At 58.2% G+C, this 23549-nt stretch carries 27 protein-coding genes and 2 tRNA genes; 16 read left to right on the top strand and 13 right to left on the bottom strand.

The window, feature by feature from the left end:
- Positions 1-118 precede the first annotated feature (118 nt).
- The 5 genes from TX72_RS15025 (at position 119) to TX72_RS14770 (ending at position 2560) form a co-directional block, all read left to right on the top strand.
- A complete protein-coding gene (locus TX72_RS15025) occupies positions 119-295 on the top strand; it encodes a DUF8642 family protein (protein ID WP_524902832.1) in 177 nt (58 codons plus the stop codon).
- A gap of 508 nt (positions 296-803) precedes the next feature.
- On the top strand, positions 804-1037 hold the full coding sequence (locus TX72_RS09780) for a hypothetical protein (RefSeq protein ID WP_225867695.1): 234 nt from the start codon (positions 804-806) through the stop codon (positions 1035-1037).
- 151 nt (positions 1038-1188) lie between these two features.
- On the top strand, positions 1189-1377 hold the full coding sequence (locus TX72_RS15000) for a DUF1651 domain-containing protein (RefSeq protein ID WP_011128802.1): 189 nt from the start codon (positions 1189-1191) through the stop codon (positions 1375-1377).
- A gap of 740 nt (positions 1378-2117) precedes the next feature.
- A complete protein-coding gene (locus TX72_RS09775; protein ID WP_042503806.1) occupies positions 2118-2318 on the top strand; it encodes a hypothetical protein in 201 nt (66 codons plus the stop codon).
- Positions 2315-2560: a DUF8643 family protein gene (locus TX72_RS14770; RefSeq protein ID WP_011128800.1), complete on the top strand. Its 246-nt coding sequence runs from the start codon at positions 2315-2317 to the stop codon at positions 2558-2560. Before TX72_RS09775 ends, TX72_RS14770 begins: the two co-directional genes overlap by 4 nt.
- A 1758-nt stretch (positions 2561-4318) precedes the next feature.
- On the opposite strand, the gene TX72_RS13995 is transcribed toward TX72_RS14770, so the two are convergent.
- On the bottom strand, positions 4319-4633 hold the full coding sequence (locus TX72_RS13995; RefSeq protein ID WP_148228810.1) for a hypothetical protein: 315 nt from the start codon (positions 4631-4633) through the stop codon (positions 4319-4321).
- A gap of 121 nt (positions 4634-4754) precedes the next feature.
- On the opposite strand from TX72_RS13995, the gene TX72_RS09755 reads away from it, so the two are divergent.
- A complete protein-coding gene (locus TX72_RS09755) occupies positions 4755-5090 on the top strand; it encodes a hypothetical protein (protein ID WP_144416641.1) in 336 nt (111 codons plus the stop codon).
- A gap of 437 nt (positions 5091-5527) precedes the next feature.
- On the opposite strand, the gene TX72_RS13985 is transcribed toward TX72_RS09755, so the two are convergent.
- The 4 genes from TX72_RS13985 to TX72_RS09740 form a co-directional block, all read right to left on the bottom strand.
- On the bottom strand, positions 5528-5815 hold the full coding sequence (locus TX72_RS13985) for a hypothetical protein (RefSeq protein WP_011128798.1): 288 nt from the start codon (positions 5813-5815) through the stop codon (positions 5528-5530).
- 157 nt (positions 5816-5972) lie between these two features.
- The gene (locus TX72_RS09750; RefSeq protein WP_042503797.1) at positions 5973-6614 is read right to left on the bottom strand and encodes a hypothetical protein; all 642 of its coding nucleotides are present in this window, start codon (positions 6612-6614) and stop codon (positions 5973-5975) included.
- 354 nt (positions 6615-6968) lie between these two features.
- A tRNA-Thr gene (locus tag TX72_RS09745) sits at positions 6969-7040 on the bottom strand.
- Positions 7041-7050: 10 nt separating this feature from the next.
- A tRNA-Tyr gene (locus TX72_RS09740) sits at positions 7051-7132 on the bottom strand.
- A gap of 85 nt (positions 7133-7217) precedes the next feature.
- On the opposite strand from TX72_RS09740, the gene aroQ reads away from it, so the two are divergent.
- Positions 7218-7658 (top strand): type II 3-dehydroquinate dehydratase, encoded by a 441-nt coding sequence (aroQ, locus tag TX72_RS09735; RefSeq protein WP_011128796.1) that lies wholly within the window; start codon positions 7218-7220, stop codon positions 7656-7658.
- A complete protein-coding gene (locus TX72_RS09730) occupies positions 7655-8290 on the top strand; it encodes a tRNA-(ms[2]io[6]A)-hydroxylase (RefSeq protein WP_011128795.1) in 636 nt (211 codons plus the stop codon). Before aroQ ends, TX72_RS09730 begins: the two co-directional genes overlap by 4 nt.
- 284 nt (positions 8291-8574) lie before the next feature.
- Here TX72_RS09730 and TX72_RS09725 read toward each other — a convergent pair whose 3' ends face one another.
- Together TX72_RS09725 and TX72_RS09720 are read right to left on the bottom strand one after the other, a co-directional pair.
- Positions 8575-10257 carry a SulP family inorganic anion transporter gene (locus TX72_RS09725; protein ID WP_011128794.1) on the bottom strand — a complete coding sequence of 561 codons (1683 nt, stop codon included), beginning with the start codon at positions 10255-10257 and terminating at the stop codon, positions 8575-8577.
- A gap of 3 nt (positions 10258-10260) precedes the next feature.
- Positions 10261-10665 carry a hypothetical protein gene (locus tag TX72_RS09720; protein WP_011128793.1) on the bottom strand — a complete coding sequence of 135 codons (405 nt, stop codon included), beginning with the start codon at positions 10663-10665 and terminating at the stop codon, positions 10261-10263.
- Positions 10666-10784: 119 nt separating this feature from the next.
- On the opposite strand from TX72_RS09720, the gene TX72_RS09715 reads away from it, so the two are divergent.
- From TX72_RS09715 to TX72_RS13980, 5 genes are read left to right on the top strand one after another with little or no spacing between them, the layout of a single operon-like run.
- Positions 10785-11759, top strand: a complete 975-nt coding sequence (locus TX72_RS09715; protein WP_011128792.1) for a DnaJ C-terminal domain-containing protein — start codon at positions 10785-10787, stop codon at positions 11757-11759.
- 39 nt (positions 11760-11798) lie between these two features.
- The gene (gene hemB, locus TX72_RS09710) at positions 11799-12800 is read left to right on the top strand and encodes a porphobilinogen synthase (protein ID WP_011128791.1); all 1002 of its coding nucleotides are present in this window, start codon (positions 11799-11801) and stop codon (positions 12798-12800) included.
- Between the two features lie 49 nt (positions 12801-12849).
- Positions 12850-13230: a VOC family protein gene (locus tag TX72_RS09705; protein ID WP_042503794.1), complete on the top strand. Its 381-nt coding sequence runs from the start codon at positions 12850-12852 to the stop codon at positions 13228-13230.
- Entirely contained in the window at positions 13193-15631 is a 2439-nt protein-coding gene (locus tag TX72_RS09700) for an endonuclease MutS2 (RefSeq protein WP_011128789.1), read from the top strand. Before TX72_RS09705 ends, TX72_RS09700 begins: the two co-directional genes overlap by 38 nt.
- Positions 15594-15818, top strand: coding sequence for a hypothetical protein (locus tag TX72_RS13980; protein WP_148228807.1), 225 nt, complete (start codon positions 15594-15596; stop codon positions 15816-15818). The genes TX72_RS09700 and TX72_RS13980 overlap by 38 nt, the downstream gene beginning before the upstream one ends.
- On the opposite strand, the gene TX72_RS09695 is transcribed toward TX72_RS13980, so the two are convergent.
- The gene (locus TX72_RS09695) at positions 15819-17042 is read right to left on the bottom strand and encodes an ABC transporter ATP-binding protein (RefSeq protein WP_011128787.1); all 1224 of its coding nucleotides are present in this window, start codon (positions 17040-17042) and stop codon (positions 15819-15821) included. It abuts the gene before it with no gap.
- A gap of 58 nt (positions 17043-17100) precedes the next feature.
- Between TX72_RS09695 and cgtA the strand changes: the two genes are divergently transcribed.
- Complete coding sequence (gene cgtA, locus TX72_RS09690; protein WP_011128786.1) at positions 17101-18093, top strand: Obg family GTPase CgtA; 993 nt, start codon at positions 17101-17103, stop codon at positions 18091-18093.
- A 96-nt stretch (positions 18094-18189) separates the two neighbouring features.
- Entirely contained in the window at positions 18190-18372 is a 183-nt protein-coding gene (locus TX72_RS09685; RefSeq protein ID WP_011128785.1) for a hypothetical protein, read from the top strand.
- A gap of 3 nt (positions 18373-18375) precedes the next feature.
- On the opposite strand, the gene TX72_RS09680 is transcribed toward TX72_RS09685, so the two are convergent.
- From TX72_RS09680 to TX72_RS09665, 4 genes are all read right to left on the bottom strand, one after another.
- Positions 18376-18594 (bottom strand): CP12 domain-containing protein, encoded by a 219-nt coding sequence (locus tag TX72_RS09680; protein WP_011128784.1) that lies wholly within the window; start codon positions 18592-18594, stop codon positions 18376-18378.
- Between the two features lie 83 nt (positions 18595-18677).
- Complete coding sequence (locus TX72_RS09675) at positions 18678-20582, bottom strand: ABC-F family ATP-binding cassette domain-containing protein (RefSeq protein WP_011128783.1); 1905 nt, start codon at positions 20580-20582, stop codon at positions 18678-18680.
- Positions 20579-21217, bottom strand: a complete 639-nt coding sequence (locus TX72_RS09670) for a DUF2301 domain-containing membrane protein (protein ID WP_011128782.1) — start codon at positions 21215-21217, stop codon at positions 20579-20581. The genes TX72_RS09675 and TX72_RS09670 overlap by 4 nt, the downstream gene beginning before the upstream one ends.
- The gene (locus tag TX72_RS09665; protein WP_011128781.1) at positions 21214-22185 is read right to left on the bottom strand and encodes a glutathione S-transferase C-terminal domain-containing protein; all 972 of its coding nucleotides are present in this window, start codon (positions 22183-22185) and stop codon (positions 21214-21216) included. Before TX72_RS09665 ends, TX72_RS09670 begins: the two co-directional genes overlap by 4 nt.
- A 68-nt stretch (positions 22186-22253) precedes the next feature.
- Here TX72_RS09665 and TX72_RS09660 point away from each other — a divergent pair, with 68 nt between their 5' ends.
- Positions 22254-23165 carry an aspartoacylase gene (locus TX72_RS09660; RefSeq protein WP_011128780.1) on the top strand — a complete coding sequence of 304 codons (912 nt, stop codon included), beginning with the start codon at positions 22254-22256 and terminating at the stop codon, positions 23163-23165.
- 138 nt (positions 23166-23303) lie between these two features.
- On the opposite strand, the gene TX72_RS14765 is transcribed toward TX72_RS09660, so the two are convergent.
- The gene (locus TX72_RS14765; protein ID WP_225867694.1) at positions 23304-23519 is read right to left on the bottom strand and encodes a hypothetical protein; all 216 of its coding nucleotides are present in this window, start codon (positions 23517-23519) and stop codon (positions 23304-23306) included.
- Between the last annotated feature and the right edge of the window lie 30 nt (positions 23520-23549).

Here is a 23549-nt window from a genome sequence, read left to right as displayed (position 1 = left end):
TCAAAGGAACTAAGTATTAGCACTTAAGAACATCTCCCTAGGTATTTTATTTTCTGTAATATATAAATTGACCTGGCGCGAAAAGTGCTGGTAAGAATGCCTCACTTGGGACAAACAGTTGTATTCACTCAAAAATGAACACGAGCATCTATCCATTACTGAACGATGGGAGGCACTAGATGAATACTTTGTCTGCATCAGTGAGTGCGACCTCGATGATGGGACATGCGTCACCACCTGCCTGAGGACACATCTTCAAATTGATGACGGATCGGATCTTTCGATGGTGTCCTGAATGCTCAACTAGGTTTCATGCCCCTTCACTGAGATCGAAGCGGTGACTGACCCTGAACAAGCGGAAGGCCGTCCTTCCCGGTGGAAAGACGGCCTCGCTCGCTCGCTTGTGCATGGTTCAACCCATCATTTCTGAAGAAAGAGGGTCGAAGCTTTTGGCTAAAGGCGCCCTGGGGCCATTTGCTCTAATGGAAGGATCATTTTCTCCTAGGGCACCTGAAACGGTGCAAGCGGAGCGTCGAATGGCGTGGCGGACCAATGCGTGCCTACCAAAGGACCAACGCAGGTCATTTTTGAGACTGTTGGAGCAGGGGCCAGAAAGTCAGTCAGCTACTGCGATCTGCTGGGGTGGAGTTTCGTCTTTTATGGCGCCTCCGATCGCATTGAACTCAGTTTGTGTGCCTTGAGGGCACAAAGTTATCGGCATTAAGGCGCATTGCCTCAGAAGAGCAATCAGCCGATTGTGAGAAGGACGTGCCTAGAAGTTGCAGTATGAGTGCAATGGCCTGTTGCCACTCAGCTGGTTCGATTGGCAGAACGTAAACAGCGATATCCAGCCAATGGCGAAGCGCCGTTTCTTAGACAACCGTCCGCTGACCGACGAGCAGGGACTGACTGCGCTGATCGTGATGGGCGTTGGCTTGACCACCGGAGCCATCTTTACGACTTGCTTTTTGGCACTGAGCTCGTCTCCTGCTGCGATGTGGCACGAGCTATGGCTCTCAGGTCAAATGAACTTCTGAGTGTCTGCAGCTATCGCTCAGAAGGCTGTCGAAGACTGATCAGTGGATGCTTAGGGGTGAGCGCGAGATCGGCTGGTGCCCGGAGGTGGCTTGATGAGAGAAGGATGGTTGATCGACGCCAACGACCACTGGGTGTGGCGGTTCTAAAGGGATGAATCTGCTTGGGTCAGGGATCCAAAGGTTTTCGTCGATCGGGGTCGAGCGATGCCCGATGGGACCACCTCTGCTGGAGCAACGACGCCACCTCCAGAAAGACTCAACAGAGCAGATGTGGAAGTCATTGCAGCACCAGGGATGGCGCCCAACTAAGCCCTTATGGGGAGCAGGAACAGAGCCCTGAATTGCCTGCTAGAGCACATTGGCTGCCTTGGCTGAAAATTCGCATTGGCATCAAGGATCGAAAAGCAGCTGGAGCGAAAAGCCAGGCGTGGACTGAATTCTGCAGATAGCAACTCTCTTGTCCGTGTCCTCCCATACCAGATTCATAGGGCTTCACGGGAGATTTTCTGGAATCCAAAAATGACCAAAAGACGTGTTGCCGAACACGCTGCTTGGCCCCATATTTGCTGTGCGCGGACATGGGGAGTTCATCCACACGCGACGGCCTCAGTAGAGCGATCTGAGAGCTGGCAGAACCCCTGTCTCCTGCGTGAGCGATCGTAGGAGACACCGTTCTGTGCTTCGGAATCCTGAAAAGACTTGGTGCGTTCGCCAAAAAGTTCAGTGGTGCGGCGAACTTGGTTGTACCGATGGTCGCATCGCTCGGGAAGGACAGCGTTCTTCTCGCGGCCTCAGTAGCCCCCCTCCCTTGGAGCCGTTAGGCCCTGGAGGGTGCTGCGCCTTAACTGGTTAGCCAGTTGGCCAGCTATCCGAGTAGGCGGCCATTTGGATAGTCCGCTAGGGAGCCCAAGATGGGATGCTCAAAGAGGATCGTCGCCAGCTCTGATTCGCTGAGCTTCAGGGGCTCATATTTTGCTTCTGCTCCTGTAATGAGGCATCCGGCAGTCAGAAGGCTTTCTCCAAGAAGCCAAGTGCAGCGCGTCATGCGTTAAGTTATGTAAATAAAATTTTTTAATCCAAATGAATAGCTGGTTTGCAGCGATCTATTTCGTTTTCTTCGCAGTGATAGCAGGCGGTGCTTTCGCAATGATGTGGGGAAATATCCGTAACACGAGCTGGGAAAAGCCGGCAAAGCGGCATCCCGAAGCACCAGACCCAGGCGAAGAAGTTCTCTATGCCAAGTTCAGTCGCGAAAAACTTGAGGAGCTCTACCAGAAATGATGAAGTCTGTTTTCTCTCTCGTGTTCGCAGCTCTGATGTGGGTTCAAGTTCCCCAGTGGCAAGATGACTGGAGCAAGTGTGCCGTTGATGTACCAGATACTGCATGTCACTGGTACATCACTGCCCCTGATTCCACGATGGGGGAAGGTTTCAGTTGGGAGAACTCTCCTTGGTTTTCTGTTGAAGGTTTGAGGGATATAGGCGAATTGCACAACACAGTTGAATCTCTCCAATCAACCTAATGATTAGTGGGTTATTGCCGTGGCTAGGGAGGATCAGCGTTCTTATCGCGGCCTTAGCTCAGAAGCTCCTCTTCCTTGGAGCCGTTAGGCCCTGGAGGATGCTGCGCCTTAACTGAGTAGCCAGTTGGCTAGCTATCCGAGTAGGCGGCCATTTGGATAGTCCGCTAGGGAGCCCAAGATCGGATGCTCAAAGAGGATCGTCGCCAGCTCTGATTCGGTGAACTCCAGGGACTCCAGCTTTTGTTTGTTGGTCTTTGACTTCGAAGCAGCCTTCAGACGGAAGGCTTTTTCGAGATCAGTCTTCGTGGCGCCGAACGGGTGAGTCATAGGAGAAAGCAAGGCCGTGCCCTCACAGCCCTAGAGAAACGACGCAGTGCGAAACCAGGCGCACCCCGATACAATAGTTGACAAAGTTCTGTTACGCGAACCGATGGCCTTCGGCACTCAAGACCTGCTCGTGCTTTTCCTCAGTGCCGGCATGGCTCTTTTCGCTCTGAATATCTACAAGATCACGACGGCGGAAGCAAAAGGATGAGCCTTCAGAAGTAGACGTGCACGTTCGTGTCATATCAAAGGTTTTGGCCCTGTGAGTGTAACGGAACAAACATGGAACAGAGCATAGAACGTGACACGGAACAGATCCTATTAAGTTTTGTAACACTTCTAAAAACTTACACGTTCGTTAATGTCCAGCGTAAGTTTTGCCTGGATTTCGAAGACGCAAATCAGTGCATAGCGGAGATATGATTTGCCTGCTAATACAATCCATCAATATTGCCTGTTTTGATTCGTTAGTCTTAAAATACGTTTGGATAAGTGGGATAGAAATTAAAATGCTTACGCTCGATAATGTGGCAGCAAAAATACCCATGGCTAGAAAGTCAATTAATTAAATATTCGCGTGTATAGCTAGCAATGCAAGTCTAAAGATAAGGGCAAAATAAAAAAAGCCTGCAGTTATTGCAGGCAAATTTATTCAGACTGTAGCAATTGATTCTTTTGTCTGTGCTTTGTCGTCAATAGGTTTGAAAAAAGCCTTTGCTGAATTGTAAGAGCCACTCCCTGGCACGACGAGTGAATCGATAGATCCATCTTCGTATTAAATACCTACATCAAAGATGTCGTACTGAGGGTCGGAGGTGGCAACACGTTCGACAACGCGAACATGGATGTTGCGACCTGGGATTTTGAAGCGCATAGTGTGAGTAGTTAGTGGGTTTGGTGGCCGAAGTTGTTGATGCCTCGAGATCCTGGTTGGAACTATCCATCTTTTACATTTCGACCACTAAAAAACAGCCGGTGTTAACCGGCTATCAAGTATCAAAAAAAGCCCCGCTAGAAATGCGAGGCTATGTATTCATGCGGTTGTAGCCTTTGCAGGTGCTTTGGACTTGCGCCTAGATCGCGTGGGTTTAGCCATAGCTTCAAGAGCTTCTGAAGAGGTCTCAGAGGTTGCTGGTAGCTGCTTGGGTTCGACGGATGCTGTAGCCATCTGGGCTCCCATGCTGGATTGTGCCAGATAGAATACGAAATGACATCGAGCATCTCGGTGTATCCGAGCTTGCGGCCTAAGTCAGCCTCCTTGATTTGAACACGCTTGTAATCAGATTGATCTTCTGTGATTGCAGAAACATCAATGAAACACGCGCGACCTTTAGGCTTCAGGCTGATTTGAACACGCTCATTGATCATTGCTGGTGACATGGATTTGATGTTTGTAAGCAATGATGAACTTGCCCATGAATCCAAGCCCGTGCGTTATATCCATGATGTGGAATTGATGCTTGTCACATAAACAAGCAGCTTTTCAACTGGATCGTACTGTTCATAGGTTTGAGTCACGATTTTAAGATTGTTAACCCAACAAGCGAGCGTATTTGGTAGCCACACTCTTTCACCATCATTTCCAAGAATGTAGGAAGCACGGCCATCAGAAGAGGATGATGCTCCTGACACAAAGATGGTTGTTTGGAGCGTTTCCTTTAGCAGTTTTTCATCGCTGGTAAACCCAGGAATGTCTTCCGCAAGTTGGTCGAACTGATCTGAAGCAATGGGCACAGAGGAGAATGTCATTGGGGGTTAACTCCCTTATGAACATCAATCTTTAAAGCCGGCGTTAGCCGGCGTACTCACAACAGATAGCTATTGCTTCATTGGCTGTAGAAATTAGAATTGACTGAAGCCACTATTTGATATGAACCGATTACTCGGAATAATTCTGTGTGCATTACTTGCACTTACTCCAACTACAGTATTCGCAATGACTGGAAACCTGATGGAGAATATACAGTCAGCAATCTCATCAATCAAGAAGGTAGAGAACAAAGATGATGCCGACCTGAAGTCAATAACTCTTGCTTGTCTATCAGGTGCGAATGCATTGCGTGAAATAAAGAATGAAGAAGTCAACCTGCTTACAGTGCAAGTCAACGCCTTTGTGCCTGCTATTCCAGCTGTTGCTGAGATAGAACAGCTTAGAGAACAAGAGCAGACAATCAAAGCTGGGATGGAAAGAATCAATTGTCCATAGTCGATGTTTATTTTTTTTGTTCAGCCGGATAAGTCTTGTCAGAGGATATTAGATGTCTCGCAAACTTTTTATCAGTTTTAGGCCTTTATAAAGATTTTGTCGGATGGCTTTACGCCAATATCTTTTTAATTATTGTTTGAAGAGGTATCGACTTCATACCCACCGAATCTTGTTGCGTAGCGCCATTCTAGTTCTTTGATTCTGCCTTGACATTCATCAGACTTGGGTTGATTTCCCTTAACTCTAAAATACTCCTCTCTTAAATACTCCCAATAGATTGCATATTCGAAATCTGTCTTTGTAGATAATTGACCTTTGCGGAAACGTGGCATGAGATTCAATTAAATGTCTGCGAGGCTAACTATTAGTTGACACGCAAGGTTGAGTAATGTTGTATCTCTTTTTCCTGCTTTTTAGGTTTCTGTAGGCGAACTTTGTCAGACGGCGACAGGTTCCTTCACTTCTTGATGCCAACCTGCATTGGTCATCGTTTCGGCAGCTGTGCTCCACTCAGCATCGACAAAGCCATCAGCAATGGGCGTTTCGGTCTGCTCGGCTGTTGGAAGCATTGCTAGTCGCCATTCAAGCTCACTGATGTTTTTGGTGCAATCGTCAGCCCGAGCAGGTTGACCATTGGCCCGGAAGTACGCAGCTCTCAAGTTTTCCCACTTGACCGCATATTCGAAATCGTGCTTTGTTGAGATTCTTGAGCGAGAAAGACGCATGGTCAAAAAACAAGTCCGCTAAGGCTAGGGACCAGAAAGCATAAAAATGCTGTGATTAGTAACAATTGATTTTCGTAGTTACCGTACATCCAGTTTTCTTCATCTTTCATTCCCCAATAATCCTCCATATTCATAACCAAATAAAGCTTCTCAACAACTAATTTGTCTTTGGTATTGATTGTAATATTGGTGTCATCTCGCCGGCTTCCAGTCTTCGCCCGGTCTGCTCTTCCGTCCAATCCTGAATCTGGCGGATGGAGCGCCGGTGCTTTTGCTCTCTTTTCTCACTCACCCCAAACCCATCAACTTTTCGGACGCTTCCCTGCTTCCTGCTCCACGCAGAGAGGCAGTCCTCCCAAGTCGTCACTCGCTTAGGCAATTCGGGAGATTTCGCTTCCAAATCCCCAGGCCGATAGTCACCTTGGGCCAATCGCTCTACGTCGCCAGCCAGGTCCCCGAGATATCGCCCCATCTGCTTGCTGATACGCCGCTGATCGTCCAGATCTGGGGTGATCTGCGTTGATGCCAACGTCGTCTCCAGCAAAGTGTGTTTAATCAGAACAATTAGGTAGATCACTTGCTCCCGATCGTTTCGCGCGAGCTGCTCAAGCCGCTTCATGAGCTGCTTCAGGCACTGATCTCGACCCATGCCCTCCCAATCAGGACCGATCAGCTCAAAGAGCTTTCTGCAGAGGGGCTCTAGCCCGGAGAAGTCGGCTTCAACGTCCTCCCCTCGGATTCTCCGCAGCATTTTCCGCAGAGGATCTGCTGCTACTGCCGCGATGTCCCGCTGTCGCATCCTGAATTGGCGCTCAGCACTTGCCGTGAATTGGCCCTTTGGCGGGTCATGTTCAGCAGTTGCAGCTTTGGCTGCCTGAAGTAAATCTTCAAATTCGGAATGAGCTGCCGCATAGGCCCGGTGCCATGCCGCGGCCCCTGGGTTTCCTGGTAACGCTCGATTCCAGGTTCGCCTGTTGTCGAAATGAGGACGAAGGCGGCCAGGTATTTGCCTGTAGTACAGCGTCCGATCGCCTCGGTCCCTGCGGACGTAAGGAACGTCTTGATTTTGGCGAGGCATCGCAGCGATACAACGCAGTTTTACGCCGGATTCCGCTGCCTGACTGCAAATCTCTGGTGCCGAGAGATTTGTGAGAGCCCTTGTCGAGACTTGAACTCGAGACCTCTCCCTTACCAAGGGAGTGCTCTACCGCTGAGCTACAAGGGCATGTGGAGGATGGGCCGGGTTGGATTTGAACCAACGTAGGCAGAGCCAGCGGATTTACAGTCCGCCCCCATTAACCACTCGGGCACCGACCCGAACCACACCGGAAGAACTTACCAGCCGGTGTGACGCTCACGACCGAATCGATACGATCAGCCCAGCTGAAACAGGCCTGCGGCCATGCACCTGCTGCTGCTGAACGGACCCAACCTCAATCTGCTGGGCCAGCGTGAGCCAGGGATCTACGGCAGTGGAACGCTGGCATCGATCGAAGACGGCCTGAGGCAGGAGGCCACTGCCGCGGGGGCGGTGCTGGAGTGCTTCCAGAGCAACTTCGAAGGGGCTCTTGTGGAACGGATCCATCAGGCCATTGGGGCTAGCCAGGGGATCCTGATCAATGCCGGCGCATTCACCCACACCTCCATTGCGCTGAGGGATGCTCTGCTGGGGGTAGCGATTCCCTACGTGGAGCTGCACCTCAGCAACACCCATGCCCGGGAGCCGTTTCGACATCGCTCTTACCTGGCTGATCGCGCTGTTGGCGTGGTTTCCGGTTTCGGGGCAATGAGCTACTCACTGGCCCTGCAAGGCCTCATTGATCACCTTCGGCAGAACGGATGACCGTGTCCACTCCGGATAAGTCAGTCGCTTCGATCCGCTGGTTGAAGGCACCCACCAGCTGGAGCTGGGTGGAACAGGCCAATGCCTGCCCAGTGGAGGTGTTGATCGACCATGCCCATTGCGAACGCAAAGCGGCTGGCTCTGCTGTCCAGATGATGTTTCGTTATCTGTGTGAGCCCGGTCTTGGTGAAGTGCTGAGCCCCTTGGCCCGTGAAGAGCTGGAGCATTTTGAACAAGTTCTGGTTGTGATCAAAGCCCGTGGACGTTACTTAGAGCCTCTTCCTTCCCCTGGCTATGGAGCGGAGCTTGCCAAGCACATTCGCAAAGCGGAGCCCCACCGAATGCTGGATTCCTTTCTTGTAGCCGGCTTGATCGAAGCGCGCTCCCATGAGCGCATGGCTTTGCTGGCTGAGCACAGTCCAGATCCAGAGCTGCGCCAGTTGTATGGAGACCTGTTGACGAGCGAAGCACGCCATTTTGGACTTTATTGGACTCTCGCCGAATCCCGATGGTCTAGAGAGGTGATCAAACCACGGTTGGAGGAGCTGGCTGAACATGAGTCGCGGGCTCTTGATGGAAAGCTTGATGACCCACAGGATGTGAGAATGCATTCGGTTGGAATACAGAGTTGAATTTTTTGCTGGCTGTAAGAATTTGCTTGATCGATTGAATGTGCGGGGTTTTTGTTGCGATTGATGTTGGTTTAGGTTGTTCTTGCTTTTGTTTTGCTTGTGGAAATGTATCTGCTTCTCGCTTCGTCGAGGCTCGGGCGGATTTTGATTAAACTCCATTAAATTGCCGCGCGGCTGAGCTTTTGGATCGGGCTATTGGGCTTGGTTTTGACCGATTATCAATGCATCGATTGATTTGAAGTTATCTTTGTTCGCGATGGTTGTTGCGCAAAGATCTTGTGTTTCTAAGGGTGATTGAGTCGCTTGCTTGCAATCTCCAGTGCCTCGATACGCTTCGACAAAATATGTCTGACGCCAAAGTTTGTTAATCGTTCGCGAAGGCGCTCATTGGCTCCTGCCACAAGCACCATTCGCCCCAGTGATTCCGCTTCTTCCACCATGCGTTCCACGGCCAGTGCGGCAGTGACGCCCATGCGGGGCACGTCCGTGATGTCCAGGATGAGCACCTGGTAGTTGCTGACGAGACCCATGCGAGCGCTGATGCCTTTGGCTGCTCCAAAGCTCAGAGGCCCGCGCAGCCGGAACAGCATCAATTGGTTTCCACAGCTTTCCATAAGCCTCCGCTCCTCTGCACTCAGGTTCTCGATCTGGAGGTTGTTCCCCTTGTGAGGGTTGTCCTCATCCATCCCCTGCAGCTGGGTCTGCGTGATGGCGTCCACCGTCAGCAGATTGGCGACGAACATCCCGACCAATACCCCCCAGATCAGGTCCCAGAAGACGGTCATCAGCATCACGGCATACATCAATGCAGCGGTTTTGACCGAAAGCCGATGGGCTCTGAAAAGGAAGCCCCAGTCGATGATGTCGAGCCCCACTTTGATCAGGATTCCAGCAAGTAAGGCAGTCGGAATTTGCGCAGCCATGGTGCCTGCACCGAGAAGCACCAGCAGCAGCACGACGGAGTGGGTCATGCCAGACAGCGGCGTCGTTCCCCCCGATTTGATGTTGATGACAGTCCGCATCGTGGCTCCAGCACCAGGCAGTCCTGACAGAAGTCCAGACGCAGTGTTCGCGATCCCCTGACCAATCAGCTCCCGGTTGGAGTCATGGTTCGTCTGGGTGATGTTGTCGGCTACAAGGGACGTCAACAGCGAGTCGATCGCTCCAAGCAAAGCCAGAACAAGGCCTGCTTTGAGCAGTTCCGGCAGATATTGACTGAAGTCCGGCAGGACAAAACGGAGCCCTCCCTCTGGAATGGCACCGATGCGGTTGAGTGGCTCCAACCCCAGCGACTGCAACCGATCGTCGTTGAACATCAACATCGACAACGGCGTCACGATGAGCAGGGCCAACAGTGGTGATGGCACCCATTGGCGAATCCGTGCTGGTGTGAGGAAGACCACTGCAAGGGTCATCACGCCGATGCTGATCGCTGAGGGATTCGGTATCGGCAATTCGGCAAGTGTGCTCAGACATCCGACGACTCCCCCCGTTGTGGTCACACCAACGAACGGCCCAAGTTGCAGGATCAAGATGATGATGCCGATCCCCGACATGAACCCCGAAACCACCGAATAGGGCACCAGGGTGATGAAACGTCCCAGGCGAAGCACGCCGAGCAGTGCTTCGAAGACGCCACCGATGGCAACTGCAGCCATCACCAACGGCAACATCTCGCCAGCCGAGAGGTCTGTGGACACACCGACAGCAGCCAGGCTGGAGACCACCCCTGCCACCGTGACGCTCATGGGCCCCGTTGGCCCGCTCACCTGGGACGGAGTTCCCCCAAGCAGGGCTGCGACAAATCCCGTGACGATGGCGCCATAAAGCCCGTAAATGGCTCCACCGGGACCAAGGGCTGCATTACCGAACGCCAGAGCCAGAGGCAAAGCCACGACGGCTGCGGTCAGCCCCCCCAGCAGGTCCCCCCGCAGATTGCGTGTGTGCAAGCCGTGAATCAAAGCCATGGCTCAGTCGAGACCGCTCCAACGGCTCAGTGCGTCGATCGACTGAACCCCCTCTTTTCTTTGCCCATCAGGCAACAGCCAGGTGGGATAGGCCCGCACCTCCGCCTCGCGGCAGGCAGCTGCTTCGTTTGGGCGTTGCTCCGGCATCCTGCACTCCACATAAGGAACCAGAACAGCTGCTTGCTTTCCAAACAGCTCCATCTGGCGCACGCAGGCTGGACAGGTCCATGCCCCAAAAAACCGAGCACCAATCCTGCTCAAGTGCTCAGAAAGGTTGAGCGCCTTGGCGGTTGATGCCTGTTGTGGCTGCTTGATGTTGCCGCTCCATGCCTGGGCGAGGACGGGTGGGCTGAGAACACCAAGACCAAGCGCGATCACGGCGACTGATCCTGCTGGGCTCCACCGCATCACTCTTCGAGCATTCTTCGGAAAACGCTAGTTGTGGCATCGCGTTCGGGCTTCCCTCCATGGGGAACCAACACGGATGATGCCTGGCTTGAGAGAATGGGAAAGGGGCTTTTAGGACTATGTCGGGCAGCGGTTACAAGGACTACTTCCAGGTCTTGGGGGTTGACCGCAGCGCTGATGCCGATTCGGTTAAGCGTGCTTTCCGAAAGCTCGCTCGGCAGTATCACCCGGATGTGAATCCTGGAAATGCCAGTGCTGAAGCTCGTTTTAAAGAGATCAGCGAGGCCTATGAGGTGTTGTCAGATCCCGACAAGCGTCGACGCTACGAACAATTCGGCCAGTACTGGAACCAGTCCGGTGCTTCGGGGGGGGCTGCAGGCCCGGGAATGGATGTGGATTTCGGACGTTACGGAAATTTTGATGATTTCATCGGCGATCTTCTCGGGCGTTTCGGCGGTCCTGCAGGGGGCGGTGGCTTCCAGAGCAGCGGATTCCCTGGGGGTGGTTTTTCCGGTGGAGGCTTCCCGAGGGGCAACGCAGCTGCCCGCACACCTGTGAATCTGGATGCTGAAGCATCCGTCAGCATCACGTTTGCGGAAGCATTTCGGGGCACCGAACGCACCCTTTCTGTCAACAACGAACGGGTGCAGGTGCGCATTCCCTCAGGCGTTAAGAACGGCTCTCGCCTTCGTTTGAAGGACAAAGGAAATCTTCAGCCTGGGACAGGGCGTCGCGGGGATCTCTTCCTGAATCTGAACGTCAAAGATCATCCTGTTTGGCGCCTGGAGGATGACCAGCTCAAGGCAGATCTGCCCGTCAGCCTCGACGAGTTGGCGCTGGGTGCCACTGTCACCGTAATGACGCCTGACGGTGAAGCGCAGGTGGCGATCCCGGCTTGCACCGCCCCTGGCAGAAGCCTCCGACTGAAAAGCAAAGGCTGGCCGGCCAAAGGTGGACGGGGTGATCTTCTGCTGACACTGGCCTTGGTGATGCCGACATCGTGGAGTCCTGAAGAACAGCAATTGCTTGAGCAGCTCCGCAGACAACGGTCGGAGAGTCCACGCCACGGCTGGTTGCGATCAGCTGCTCTCTAATCCACTCGCCGTACGATCTCCCCCTGGAAGCAGATCCTGATGGAGCTCACCTACCGCCCCCGTCGTTTACGCCGCACACCGGCCCTGCGCGCCATGGTGCGGGAGCACCAGTTGTCCTCAGCGGATTTCATCTATCCACTGTTTGTCCATGAGGGGACCGACGTCGAACCCATCGGTGCCATGCCAGGTGCGAGTCGGTGGAGTCTGGCGGCCCTGACCGGAGAAGTTCAGCGCGCCTGGAACCTGGGGGTCCGCTGCATCGTTCTGTTCCCCAAGGTTGCCGAGGGGCTGAAAACTGAAGACGGCGCTGAGTGCTTCAACGCCAATGGCCTGATTCCCAGAGCAATTCGTCAGATCAAGCAGGAGGTGCCTGGGATGGCGATCATGACTGACGTGGCACTCGATCCCTATTCCTGCGACGGCCACGATGGCATCGTCAGCCCAGCGGGGGTCGTCCTCAACGACGAGACGATCGAATTGCTCTGTAAACAGGCTGTGGTTCAAGCCGAAGCCGGTGCCGATCTGATCGGCCCCAGCGACATGATGGACGGACGAGTCGGGGCCATTCGTGAGGCCTTGGACGACGAAGGCTTTGAGCACGTCGGAATCATCAGCTACACCGCGAAGTACTCCTCTGCCTATTACGGGCCATTCCGTGAGGCCCTGGATTCAGCCCCCCGTGCTGCCGGCAGCAAGCCGATTCCAACCAACAAGGACACATATCAGATGGACCCCGCCAATGCCCGGGAAGCCATCACGGAAGCCCAGCTGGATGAGCAGGAAGGCGCCGACATCATGATGGTGAAGCCGGGTTTGGCCTACCTGGACATCATTCACCGACTGCGCAATGAGTCGGAGCTGCCCATTGCTGCTTACAACGTCAGTGGTGAGTATTCGATGGTGAAGGCCGCCGCCGAACGCGGTTGGATCGACGAGCGTGCTGTGGTTCTCGAAACCCTGCTCAGCTTCAAGCGGGCCGGTGCGGATCTGATCCTCACGTATCACGCCTGTGATGCCGCGGAATGGCTGCGTCAGGGCTGAGCGGTCTGGCAGCCCAACACTTCAGAATGCACACCGCCGCAGGCTGCAGATGACAACGGTTGATCGTCTAGGTCATGTGGCTATCCGCGTTCAGGATGTGTCCCGGGCGGTGGCGTTTTACGAAAGCCTCGGCATGCGTCTTGTCTGGAAGGCCGACGATTGGTGCTATCTGGAAGCGGGTGAAGGCAGGGACGGGCTGGCCCTGCTCGGGCCTGGCTATAAGGCCGCCGGTCCCCACTTCGCCTTTCATTTTCGCGATCGCCAGGAGGTGGATCGTGTGCACGATCGTCTGAAGGCAGAAGGCGTGCACGTCGGTGCCGTCCACGATCACCGTGACGGAACCGCATCCTTTTATCTGAAGGATCCTGAAGGCAACTGGCTGGAAATGCTCTATGAACCCCCCGGTGGCATTCCTTCCAACTGCCGCTGACCCGACGAAGGGGATCGATCAGGCCTTCCAGGAAACTCTGGAGCTGCTCGAGTGGCCCAGGGTCTGCGACCACCTGGCGAGCTTCGCCTCCACTCGCATGGGGCGCGATGCGGCACGAAACCTTGTGTTGCCTGAAACCCTGGAGGCGAGCCGGCAGCGGCTGGCGGAGACCGTCGAGATGGCGGTGCTCGATGACCTGACCGAAGGAGGCCTCAGTTTCCGCGGGGTGCAAGACCTCACACCGGTGTTGCTGCGCTGCAGCAAGGGGGGCGTGGCCACCGGCGAGGAGCTGCTGGCGGTGGCTGAGACCCTTGCCGCTGCCCGTCGCCTGCGCCGTCAGATCGATGAGCCTGAGCTCAGGCCTGCCTGTTCGGCGCTGATCGACACGATGGTGACGTTGCCGGAGCTGGAGCAACGGCTCAAATTCTCCATCGAAGAGGGCGGTCGCATCGCCGATCGGGCCAGTGCCCCTTTGGCGTGGTTGCGTCAGCAATGGCATGGCCTGCGCCAGGAACGCCGCGACAAGCTGCAGGATCTGTTGCGACGCCTGGCGCCCTTTCTGCAGGACAGCGTGATCGCCCAACGCCATGGCCGCCCGGTGCTGGCGGTGAAAGCTGGCGCAGTAGCGCAGGTGCCGGGTCAGGTTCACGACAGTTCGGCCTCAGGCAGCACGGTGTTCGTCGAGCCCCGCTCCGTGCTCACCATCGGGAATCGACTGACCGATCTGGAGGGTCGGATCCGGGACGAGGAACGCAAGGTGCTGATCGAGCTCAGCGCGGTCGTCGCGGACGATCACCCTGTGCTCTTGCAGTTGGTGTCGATCCTGCTGCAGCTGGATCTGGCCCTGGCCAGAGGCCGCTATGGCCGCTTTCTCGGCGGCACTGCTCCCCGCATGGAGGCCTCTGCCGCGGCACCGTTCCGTTTCGAGACCCTGCGCCATCCGCTGTTGGTCTGGCAGCACAAGCGTGCTGGCGGGCCGGCGGTGGTGCCGATTTCGATGGAGGTCTCAGTTGACCTGCGGGTGGTGGCGATCACCGGTCCGAATACCGGCGGCAAGACGGTCACGCTCAAAAGCATCGGTCTGGCGTCATTGATGGCCCGGGCGGGATTGCTGCTGCCCTGTGCAGGGATGCCGACCCTGCCCTGGTGTGCTCAGGTTCTGGCGGATATCGGCGATGAACAGTCGTTGCAACAGAGCCTGTCCACCTTCAGCGGTCACATCAAGCGGATCGGCCGGATTCTGGAGGCGTTGCAGTCCGGCCCTTCGCCCGCCTTGGTGCTGCTCGATGAGGTGGGGGCCGGTACCGACCCCAGTGAAGGCACGGCCCTGGCGACGTCTCTGCTCAAGGCCCTCGCCGACCGCGCTCGGCTCACCATCGCCACCACCCATTTCGGCGAACTCAAGGCCCTCAAATACAACGATGCCCGCTTCGAGAACGCCTCGGTGGCCTTCAACGCCGAGACCCTTTCCCCCACCTATGAGTTGCTCTGGGGCATCCCTGGCCGCAGTAACGCCCTGGCGATTGCCAGCCGTCTCGGCCTGGATGACCAGGTGCTGGAGGAGGCGAGTCAGTTGCTGGCGCCCGCTGCTGATGGAGAGGTCAACAGCGTGATCCGTGGTCTGGAGGAACAGCGGCAGCGGCAGCAGGCGGCGGCGGAGGATGCTGCCGCTCTGCTGGCCCGCACCGAGCTTCTCCACGACGAACTGCTGCAGCGATGGCAGAAGCAGAAACAGCAATCGGCCGAACGCCAGGAGCAGGGGCGCCAACGGCTGGAACGCTCGATCCGCGACGGTCAGAAGGAGGTGCGATCCCTGATCCGGCGCCTTCGGGATGATCGCGCCGATGGGGAAACAGCACGGCGGGCCGGACAGCGCCTGCGTCGGCTGGAGGATCGTCACCGCCCCGAACCGGAACGGCGTCAGCCCCTGCCTGGATGGAGACCCGAACCCGGCGAGCGAATCCGGCTGCTGGCCCTTGGCAAGGCGGCGGAGGTGCTGGCGATTTCGGATGATGGCATGCAGCTGACTGTGCGCTGCGGCGTGATGCGCAGCACAGTGGAGCTGTCTGGCGTGGAAAGCCTCGATGGCCGCAAGCCGGAGCCGCCCGCCAAGCCGGTGGTGAAGGTGAATGCTCGAATCAACCCGGGCTCCGGTGCCCAGGTGCGCACCAGCCGCAACACGCTGGATGTGCGCGGCATGCGTGTGCATGAGGCGGAGGCCGCTGTGGAGGAACATCTGCGTGGGGCCAATGGACCGGTGTGGGTGATCCATGGGATAGGAACCGGCAAGCTCAAGCGGGGGCTGCGGGCCTGGCTGGAGACGGTGCCCTACGTCGAGCGTGTCACCGACGCCGAGCAGGGGGATGGCGGAGGCGGTTGCAGTGTGGTGTGGGTACGTTGATGGCGACGTCAGTCGCGCAATTGTGGTGATCAATCCGATTTCGGTGGCCCTGATCGTGTTGATCGGTGCCCTTGTTGTCCCATCTCCCAGCCAGGCTGAGTGCCAGACCAATCAGACCGTCTCCGGTCAGGAGATCTGTGAGGAGGAGGACGACACCAACGGGGCTTACAACCTGATGGAGCGCTGATCAGTTCAGCTCGGGCAGCGTTGGACCGGCAGTGACGGGATCCTGCCATGCAATCGCTTCTCCACTGGCATCGAACAACCGCCAGCCACTGGGTTCAGCATCCAGATGCAGCACATCGTCAGGCTTGACCGTCAAGTCGGGCTCGGTGCGCACCTGCACCAGGTGGTCTCCGTCGTGCAGGCGGCAGCTGATCAATTGCTCGTTTCCCAGCACTTCGCAATGAAGCACCGAGGCCGGCAGGTTGCGGTTCGTGGCCGGTGCCACACGCCAACCCTCCGGCCGCAGGCCCGCCGTCAGCGTCTGGCCTTCCAATACCGGTAAAGCCGTTGCCAGAGGCCCCTCCACCGACAGCCGCTTGGAGCCGAGAAGCAGGGTGGCGCCTGGACCGATCACCACGGGAAGCATCGTCATCGGTGGGCTGCCGATGAACTGTGCCACGAACAAATTGGACGGCCACCGGTAGAGCTCCATCGGGGTTCCGAGCTGCTGCAGGCGCCCCTGATTGAGTACGGCGATGCGGTGACCCATCGTCATGGCTTCCACCTGGTCATGGGTCACATAGACCGTTGTGGTGCCCAGCTCCCGCTGCAGGTCAACGATGCGGGTGCGGGTGCTGTTGCGCAGCTTGGCGTCCAGGTTGCTGAGCGGTTCGTCCATCAGAAACACCGCCGGTTTCCTCGCCATGGCACGCCCCAGGGCAACCCGTTGTTTCTGCCCGCCGGAGAGCTCCTTCGGCAGGCGGTCGAGGAGCGGTTCCAGCTCCAGGGCCTGGGCCACGGTGTGGACGCGCTGTTCAATCAGCTCTTCTCGCGGGGATCGCACCCTCAGGAACGCGGGAAGTCCGCGGCTGAGCTGGCTGAGTTGATCCTGCAATAGCTGAGGCAGGCTGCGATGGCGGCTACGTCGCAGCCCGAAGCTGAGGTTGTCGCGCACGCTCAGGTGCGGATAGAGCGCGTAGCTCTGGAACACCATGGCCACGTCGCGACGCCCGGGCCGCACCTGGCTCACGGGGCGCTCGCCGATGACAATTTCACCCGCAGTGGGGCTCTCTAGGCCGGCCAGCAGTCGCAGCAAGGTGCTCTTGCCGCACCCAGACGGTCCAACCAGCACCAGGAATTCACCGTCTTCGATGCTGAGGTCCAGCTCGCGGATCACAGGCACGGGCTCCGAGCCACGGCGTCCGGGATAGGTCTTGCTGAGGGCTTCGAAACGGACGCCGGCCAACGGCAGTTCAGCAGCGGCTGAATCTTAGGGTTGAAGGCTGGATCCATCGCGTGGCGCCGTGCAGTTCATCGATCAGGCACGGATCACGGTGCGCGGTGGGCGCGGTGGAGATGGCATCGCCGCGTTTCGTCGCGAGAAATATGTGCCGGCCGGTGGACCCTCCGGAGGTGATGGAGGCCATGGTGGGCCCGTGGTGCTTGAGGCGGACAGCAACCTTCAGACCCTGCTCGACTTCAAGTACAAACGGTTGTTCGCCGCGGATGACGGCCGGCGAGGTGGCCCGAACAAGTGCACGGGAGCCTCGGGTCGGGATCTGGTGATCAAGGTGCCCTGCGGGACCGAGGTGCGACATCTCGCCACCGGCATCCTGCTGGGGGACCTGACCGATCCCGGCGAGCGTTTGACCGTGGCCTTCGGCGGCCGCGGCGGTCTTGGTAATGCCCATTACCTCAGCAATCGCAACCGTGCGCCGGAGAAATTCACCGAAGGTCGCGATGGGGAGGAATGGCCCCTTCAGCTGGAACTGAAGCTTCTGGCGGAGGTGGGCATCATCGGCTTGCCCAACGCGGGCAAGAGCACTCTGATCGCTGTCCTGTCAGCCGCTCGCCCCAAAATCGCCGACTACCCCTTCACCACCCTCGTGCCCAATCTCGGCGTGGTGCGACGCCCCAGTGGCGACGGCACAGTCTTTGCCGATATTCCTGGATTGATCGCTGGTGCTGCCCAGGGCGCCGGATTGGGACACGATTTTCTGCGTCATATCGAACGCACCCGTCTGCTGATTCACGTTGTCGATGCCGGGGCCGATGATCCCGTCGGCGATCTACGGGTGGTGGAGAAGGAGTTGGAGGCCTACGGCCATGGCCTGGTGGACCGACCTCGCCTGCTGGTGCTGAACAAGCAGGAATTGCTTCTGGACGAGCAGCTCCCTGAACTCAGCAATGAGCTGGAACAGGTCAGTGGACGCGCTCCCCTGTGCATCTCAGCAGCGATGGGACGCAATCTTGATCAGCTGCTGGAACGGGTCTGGAAAGAACTGGGGATCGCCTAAAGACGGAATCGGTTGACAATCGTGTCGGCCACCACATCGGTGGTTGTGAACACGTCTCAGCGCCGCCATAACGGAACAGTGATCCACCACCTCGTGATGACCTTCTACACCTGCCTGGATGACAAGGGATCTGTCATCGCCCGTTGTCAGACGCAAGAGGAAATCGCCGTTCTGAAGCGTATGGGGCGTCCGATCGCCCAGGTCCGCGCCATGAAAGATCAGGAGGCTGTGGTGTGCAGCCTCACCGGCAGCCCCTCTGATTACAACGACGAATACTGAGGTTCAGTCGTCGTAGACGCGGCACTCGTCAGCTTCTGGGTTGGCGTCGCAGTACAACTCCAAGGGCGTGGGATCGTGCTTGTCCTCGGGGTTGTGCTCTTTGTACTCCTCAAGGGAGTGCAGTTCCCCCTCGAGGTGGCGCACTTTGGCCTCATCACCAGCAGCCTTGGCTGCTTCGATGTCGGTCTTGTCCTTCTGAATGTGCTCGTCGATCGATTTCATGGGAACACTTTTCTGCCGTGGCCACCTTACGGCCGATGCTTCGTTCCTGCTCCCGAGACACCCTTTTCAATCGTTCGCTGACATCAGGCCTGAAGCTCGCTGAGTTCCAGCCAGCGCTCTTCGGCGGCCTCAATGGTGGCGATCAGCTCCGCTAATTCGAGGCTGAGCTGCGAGAGATCCGTTCCATGAGCGGCCAGTTTCTCCTCGAGGGCCGTCTTGCGTTCCTCCAGTTGCGGCAGGCGCTGGTCGAGTTGTTGCAGTTCCTTGGTTTCCTTGAAACTGCGCCGCCGAGGGCCCGTCGATGGTTTGGCATCGGCTTGGCGGCTGTCTTGTTTGATCGTCGGCACCGGCGCTGAGGTGCGTTGCCGTTCCTGCTGCCGCTGCTGCTCGAGAAAGCCGCTGTAGTTCCCCTCGAACCGCTGCAGACGTCCCTGATCGAACCAGAACAGGCGATCCACAGTGCGATCGAGAAAGTACCGGTCGTGGGACACGACGATCACGCAGCCCCGGAAGTCTTCAAGAAAGTCCTCCAGAACGCTCAGGGTGCGGACGTCGAGATCGTTGGTTGGTTCATCCAGCAGCAGCACGTTCGGGGCCTGGATCAGCATCCGGCACAGGGTCAGACGCCGACGCTCGCCGCCGGACAGCTTGGCCAGGGGGCTGTGCTGCTGGGCCGGGGGGAAGAGGAACCGTTCCAGCAATTGAGAGGCGGTGACCTGCTCTCCGCCGACTTCGATGCGGCTGGCGGCTTCTTCAACGAATTCGATCACCTTGCGCTGCAGCCCCTTCCCCTCGGTGAAAGCCTCGGTGTGCTGGTCGAGGTAGCCGATGTGGACGGTCTCCCCCAGCCGCAGCGCGCCGGACGTGGTCTGACGCCGACCGGCGATCAGATCCAGCAGGGTCGACTTACCGCTGCCGTTCGGCCCGATGATGCCGATGCGATCCTCCGGGCTGAAGCTGTAGCTGAAGTCTCTGAGGAGCGGCCTGCCATCGGGCCGGCCATCGGCGGTAACTCCCACGGCTTCGGCCTCGATCACCAGTTTGCCGATGCGGCGGCTGACACTGGCCATTTCCAGGGTTTTGCGCCCCTGCTGGACGGGTGCTTCGCGCATGGCCTCGATGCGCTGCAAGCGGGCTTTCTGTTTGGTGCTGCGGGCTTTGGGCCCCTGCCGAAGCCAGGCCAGCTCCCGCCGCAGAACACCACGGAATTTGGCGGCGGAGGACGCTTCCGAGGCCTCCTCGTCCGCCTTGTGCTGCAGGAAGGTGCTGTAGTTGCCCTGGTACGTGCGGGCCCGTCCTCGGTCCACCTCCACCATGCGGCTGGTCACCCGATCCAGCACGTAGCGGTCATGGGTCACCAGCACCAGGGCCCCTGGGTAGCGGTCCAACCAGCTCTGCAACCACTCCACGGCGGCAGCATCCAGATGGTTGGTGGGCTCATCCAGCAGCAGCACATCCGGGCAGGCCACCAGGGCGGAGGCCAAGCCAACCCGCTTCCGGTAGCCCCCCGAGAGGTCCGCTACGGGACGCTGGAGATCGCTGATGCCGAGCTTCTGCAGCACTTCCTGGCATTGCTGCTCGAGGCTCCAGGCCTCTTCATCGTCCATGCGCTGGCTCAGTTGGCCCAGTTCGGACAACAGCGCTTCGTTCTCTGGGGCTGCTGCCACTGCCTCGCTGAGGGCGCTGAAGCGCAGCAACAGGTCGCGCTTAGCACCACAGCCCTCGAGAACCTGCTCCAGCACGGTCAGGCCAGGGGTGACACGACTCTCCTGACCCACCAGCTCCACCCGCAACCTGGGGGAACAGCGCCGTTCCCCCGCTCCGAGTGGTTCGACACCCGCCAGCACCTTCAGCAGGGTGGACTTACCGGCACCGTTCGGGCCGATCAGCCCCAGCCGTTCACCTTCCCCGATGTGCAGCTCAAGATCGGTGAACAGGGTGCGGATGCCGAAGTCCTTGGCGGCACCCACAAGGCTGATCAGACTCACGAGGTGCGCGCGGACAGTTGACCGTCCAGATAAGCAAACACGCTCTTGTCGCCGACATCAGCGGCGGCGTCCATCCCGAACTTGCGCAGGGCGATAACCACCAGCAGAGCAGCAGCCACCGCCATCAGCGCCAGGCAGACGTGAGGGTTGATCAGGCCGACCAGTTGGCCCAGCAGAGCCACAGGCAGCAACAGGGTGAGGCCGATTGCTTCCAGGCGCTGAAAGCAGAAAAACTCCTTGAATCCGATGCCCGCCAGGGCGGCGAACAGGGGCCCGATCGCCAGGATCCAGAGCCGTTGATCCGCCAGGGTGAGCAGGGCATGGGGCGGACCGGCGCTGATCAGCAGCGTGCCCCAGCCCAGGCAGCCCGTCAGCCAGAACAGCTGAAGCGCTCGGTGCAGGGGGCGGAGGTAAATGTGAATCCAGAGCAGGGCCAGCCCGAGACCGGTGCCGATGGGCAGGATCCAGACCCATGCCCAGCGGGCACCTAGCAGCCAGCAGTGCAGGATCCCCGCCAGCAGCGCCAGACCTGTGCTCAGCAGCGCCAGGCGATAGCGCTGCACCTCATTGCGGTCGACTTCGGTGATTGTGTATGGGCCGTAGACCCCCTCAAATTGTGGATCAGCCGTGGTCATGGCCTGGGAATGCCGGCATGCACCAGTGTGCTCAGGTCAGGTCCGGCCGGAATAATTCCGCCGGGATTCAGCGGAAACAAGGCCCCGAAATAGTCCTGGCGCCATGCTTTGGCATCACAGGTGTCGTCCACACCAGGAAGCGCGTGCAAGCGCTGCCGCCAAAGCCAGAGATTGGGGAATTGCCAAAGTGGTCGGCGGCTGCAGCCGAACAGAGGGGCGTAAACCACCTCCCAGCGGATCAAGGTGGGGAACAGGCGAACATCCGCCAGGCTGAGCTCATCGCCGCAAAGCCAGGAGCGACCATCTTGAAGAGCCTGCTCCACTTGCTGGAGGGCGTTAAAGAGGTCTGTTTCGGCGCGGTCGTAGGCCCCCTGTGTGCGGGCGAATCCACAGCGGTAGACCCCGTCGTTGACGGCTGGTTGCAGCAGCGATTGCCAACGGTCGATCTCCCCTCGTTGATGCGCAGCTGCCAGATCCGGTGCCCCATCGGGTGCTGGCCATTCGTTGAACAGCTCCACCAATTGAGCGCTTTCGTTGCCGAGGATCCGAGGCCCGCTGGGATCCACCAGCACCGGCACGGTGGCCCGGTACGAGGGGGGAGCACCACAGCGCCGGTACAGCTCCAGCAAGGTGTGGCACCCCTGCCAGGGGGGATCCAATTGCCATCGTCCGGCGCGGTGGTCGGCCCTGGCGATCAGCGGTGTAATGCTGCTGCCGAGTCGCCGCAATTGATGCACCAGCCAGGTGCGGTGGGCCCACGGACAGCTTCTTCCGAGGATCAACAGGGGGCGTCGCTGCTCCGGCAGCGTCGCGAGAACAAAGGATGGAACGCTGGCGCTCAGGTGATCGCTGCTGGGTCGCTGGTAGTTCCCCTCCGCATCAGCCGGCCCCAGGCCTCCCATCAATCGCTGCCATTGCCATTGCCAGCCCTGCCGGGCGGCTATTACTAGAGCCGGGGGGATGGCCATGGCTCAGTTGCTGTTGGCTTCAGTCTTGCCGTTTCCCATGCTTCAGTCAGGGGATTCAGAAGCTTGTGATGACCCGCTGCGATGTGCTGGTGGTGGGTGGCACCCATGGCAACGAAATCAATGGGGCCTGGCTGGTGGACCAGTGGCGTGATCAGCACGATTTGCTGGATGCCGCGGGGCTCTCTCTGGCTCTGGAGATCGGCAATCCCGAGGCCCGCACAGCCAACCGTCGCTACGTCGACCGAGATCTCAACCGCTGCTTCACCGCGGATCTGTTGAATCAGGGGGGGCAGGAGCAGGAATTGCAGCGCGCCCGGCAGCTCCTCGCTTGGCACGGCCCCGACGGCGCGACCCCCTGCCGGGTGGCCCTGGACCTGCACAGCACCACAGCAGCCATGGGCAGCTGCCTGGTCGTGTACGGCCGTCGCCCCGCCGATCTGGCACTGGCTGCACGGGTGCAAGGGGCTCTTGGACTGCCGATCTACCTGCATGAGGCCGATGCCGCTCAGACAGGGTTTCTGGTGGAGCAGTGGCCCTGCGGGCTGGTGATCGAAGTGGGGCCCGTGCCTCAGGGGGTCCTGGATGCACTGGTGGTGCGCCAAACCCGGATCGCTCTCGAGACGTGTTGTCAGGAATTGGCCGCGGCGCGTGCGGGTACGGGCCGGGACCCCCACAACCTGGTGGTGCATCGTCACCTCGGCAGTGTTGATTTGCCGCGTGATCAACGTGATTGTGCAGCTGCCATGGTTCATCCACAGCTGCAGGGACAGGATTGGCGGCCGCTGATGGATGGAGCGGCCATGTTTGAACTGCCTCGCGGAGGCACGGTGCCGCTTCAGGCGGATGAAGGAGAGACCTGGCCTCTGTTCATCAATGAGGCGGCCTATGCCGAAAAGAGGATCGCTTTTTCATTGACCCGCCGGGAGGTCTGGCCCATCGATCCGAGTTGGGGGCAAGCTTTGGAGCAGCTGATGGGCTGAGCCTCAGCGAAGTGGCCCGTTGTAGGGAACATCGAGAATTTCATCGCCATCGATAGAGATCAGCACTTCGGTTTCGACGGTTGGGTCAGGGGGACTTTGCTGTTGCCATCCCGGTGCCCCTCCTTTGAAGCTGAACCTCTAGCCGTTCTCGTCGGCAGAGACGAGGTAGTCCACACCGCGGGTGACGTACATGCAGCGGTCGGCGCGGTACAGACGCAGACCACCATTGAGCTTTTCGGCCCGCATCCTGGCCAGGTTGGCTGCTTTGGTCTGGGCGTGGGTGTATGGCGTCTGGGCCTGGGCCGTGGGAGCGGCCAGGCTCATTGCTGCGAGCAGAAGGCTGATCAGACGCATCGGCGCGGCGAATGGCGTTGATCCACTCTG

This window comes from Parasynechococcus marenigrum WH 8102 (genome assembly GCF_000195975.1).
Taxonomy (GTDB): Bacteria; Cyanobacteriota; Cyanobacteriia; order PCC-6307; family Cyanobiaceae; genus Parasynechococcus; species Parasynechococcus marisnigri.
This window is presented reverse-complemented; position numbering and strand designations above follow the sequence as displayed.

Excerpts from the sequence above, each read along its gene's own strand:
- TX72_RS15000 (WP_011128802.1), top strand. The coding sequence starts at position 1,189 with ATGAATCTGCTTGGGTCAGGGATCCAAAGGTTTTCGTCGATCGGGGTC.
- TX72_RS09750 (WP_042503797.1), bottom strand. The coding sequence starts at position 6,614 with ATGCGACAGCGGGACATCGCGGCAGTAGCAGCAGATCCTCTGCGGAAA.
- TX72_RS09670 (WP_011128782.1), bottom strand. The coding sequence starts at position 21,217 with ATGACCACGGCTGATCCACAATTTGAGGGGGTCTACGGCCCATACACA.
- TX72_RS09680 (WP_011128784.1), bottom strand. The coding sequence starts at position 18,594 with ATGAAATCGATCGACGAGCACATTCAGAAGGACAAGACCGACATCGAA.
- TX72_RS09715 (WP_011128792.1), top strand. The coding sequence starts at position 10,785 with ATGTCGGGCAGCGGTTACAAGGACTACTTCCAGGTCTTGGGGGTTGAC.
- TX72_RS09730 (WP_011128795.1), top strand. The coding sequence starts at position 7,655 with ATGACCGTGTCCACTCCGGATAAGTCAGTCGCTTCGATCCGCTGGTTG.
- TX72_RS13980 (WP_148228807.1), top strand. The coding sequence starts at position 15,594 with ATGGCGGAGGCGGTTGCAGTGTGGTGTGGGTACGTTGATGGCGACGTC.
- TX72_RS13985 (WP_011128798.1), bottom strand. The coding sequence starts at position 5,815 with ATGCGTCTTTCTCGCTCAAGAATCTCAACAAAGCACGATTTCGAATAT.
- hemB (WP_011128791.1), top strand. The coding sequence starts at position 11,799 with ATGGAGCTCACCTACCGCCCCCGTCGTTTACGCCGCACACCGGCCCTG.
- TX72_RS14765 (WP_225867694.1), bottom strand. The coding sequence starts at position 23,519 with ATGCGTCTGATCAGCCTTCTGCTCGCAGCAATGAGCCTGGCCGCTCCC.
- TX72_RS14770 (WP_011128800.1), top strand. The coding sequence starts at position 2,315 with ATGATGAAGTCTGTTTTCTCTCTCGTGTTCGCAGCTCTGATGTGGGTT.
- TX72_RS13995 (WP_148228810.1), bottom strand. The coding sequence starts at position 4,633 with ATGACATTCTCCTCTGTGCCCATTGCTTCAGATCAGTTCGACCAACTT.
- TX72_RS09725 (WP_011128794.1), bottom strand. The coding sequence starts at position 10,257 with ATGGCTTTGATTCACGGCTTGCACACACGCAATCTGCGGGGGGACCTG.
- TX72_RS09705 (WP_042503794.1), top strand. The coding sequence starts at position 12,850 with ATGACAACGGTTGATCGTCTAGGTCATGTGGCTATCCGCGTTCAGGAT.
- TX72_RS09755 (WP_144416641.1), top strand. The coding sequence starts at position 4,755 with ATGAACCGATTACTCGGAATAATTCTGTGTGCATTACTTGCACTTACT.
- TX72_RS09700 (WP_011128789.1), top strand. The coding sequence starts at position 13,193 with ATGAACCCCCCGGTGGCATTCCTTCCAACTGCCGCTGACCCGACGAAG.
- TX72_RS09660 (WP_011128780.1), top strand. The coding sequence starts at position 22,254 with ATGACCCGCTGCGATGTGCTGGTGGTGGGTGGCACCCATGGCAACGAA.
- TX72_RS09775 (WP_042503806.1), top strand. The coding sequence starts at position 2,118 with ATGAATAGCTGGTTTGCAGCGATCTATTTCGTTTTCTTCGCAGTGATA.
- aroQ (WP_011128796.1), top strand. The coding sequence starts at position 7,218 with ATGCACCTGCTGCTGCTGAACGGACCCAACCTCAATCTGCTGGGCCAG.
- TX72_RS09685 (WP_011128785.1), top strand. The coding sequence starts at position 18,190 with ATGACCTTCTACACCTGCCTGGATGACAAGGGATCTGTCATCGCCCGT.
- TX72_RS09665 (WP_011128781.1), bottom strand. The coding sequence starts at position 22,185 with ATGGCCATCCCCCCGGCTCTAGTAATAGCCGCCCGGCAGGGCTGGCAA.
- TX72_RS09720 (WP_011128793.1), bottom strand. The coding sequence starts at position 10,665 with ATGCGGTGGAGCCCAGCAGGATCAGTCGCCGTGATCGCGCTTGGTCTT.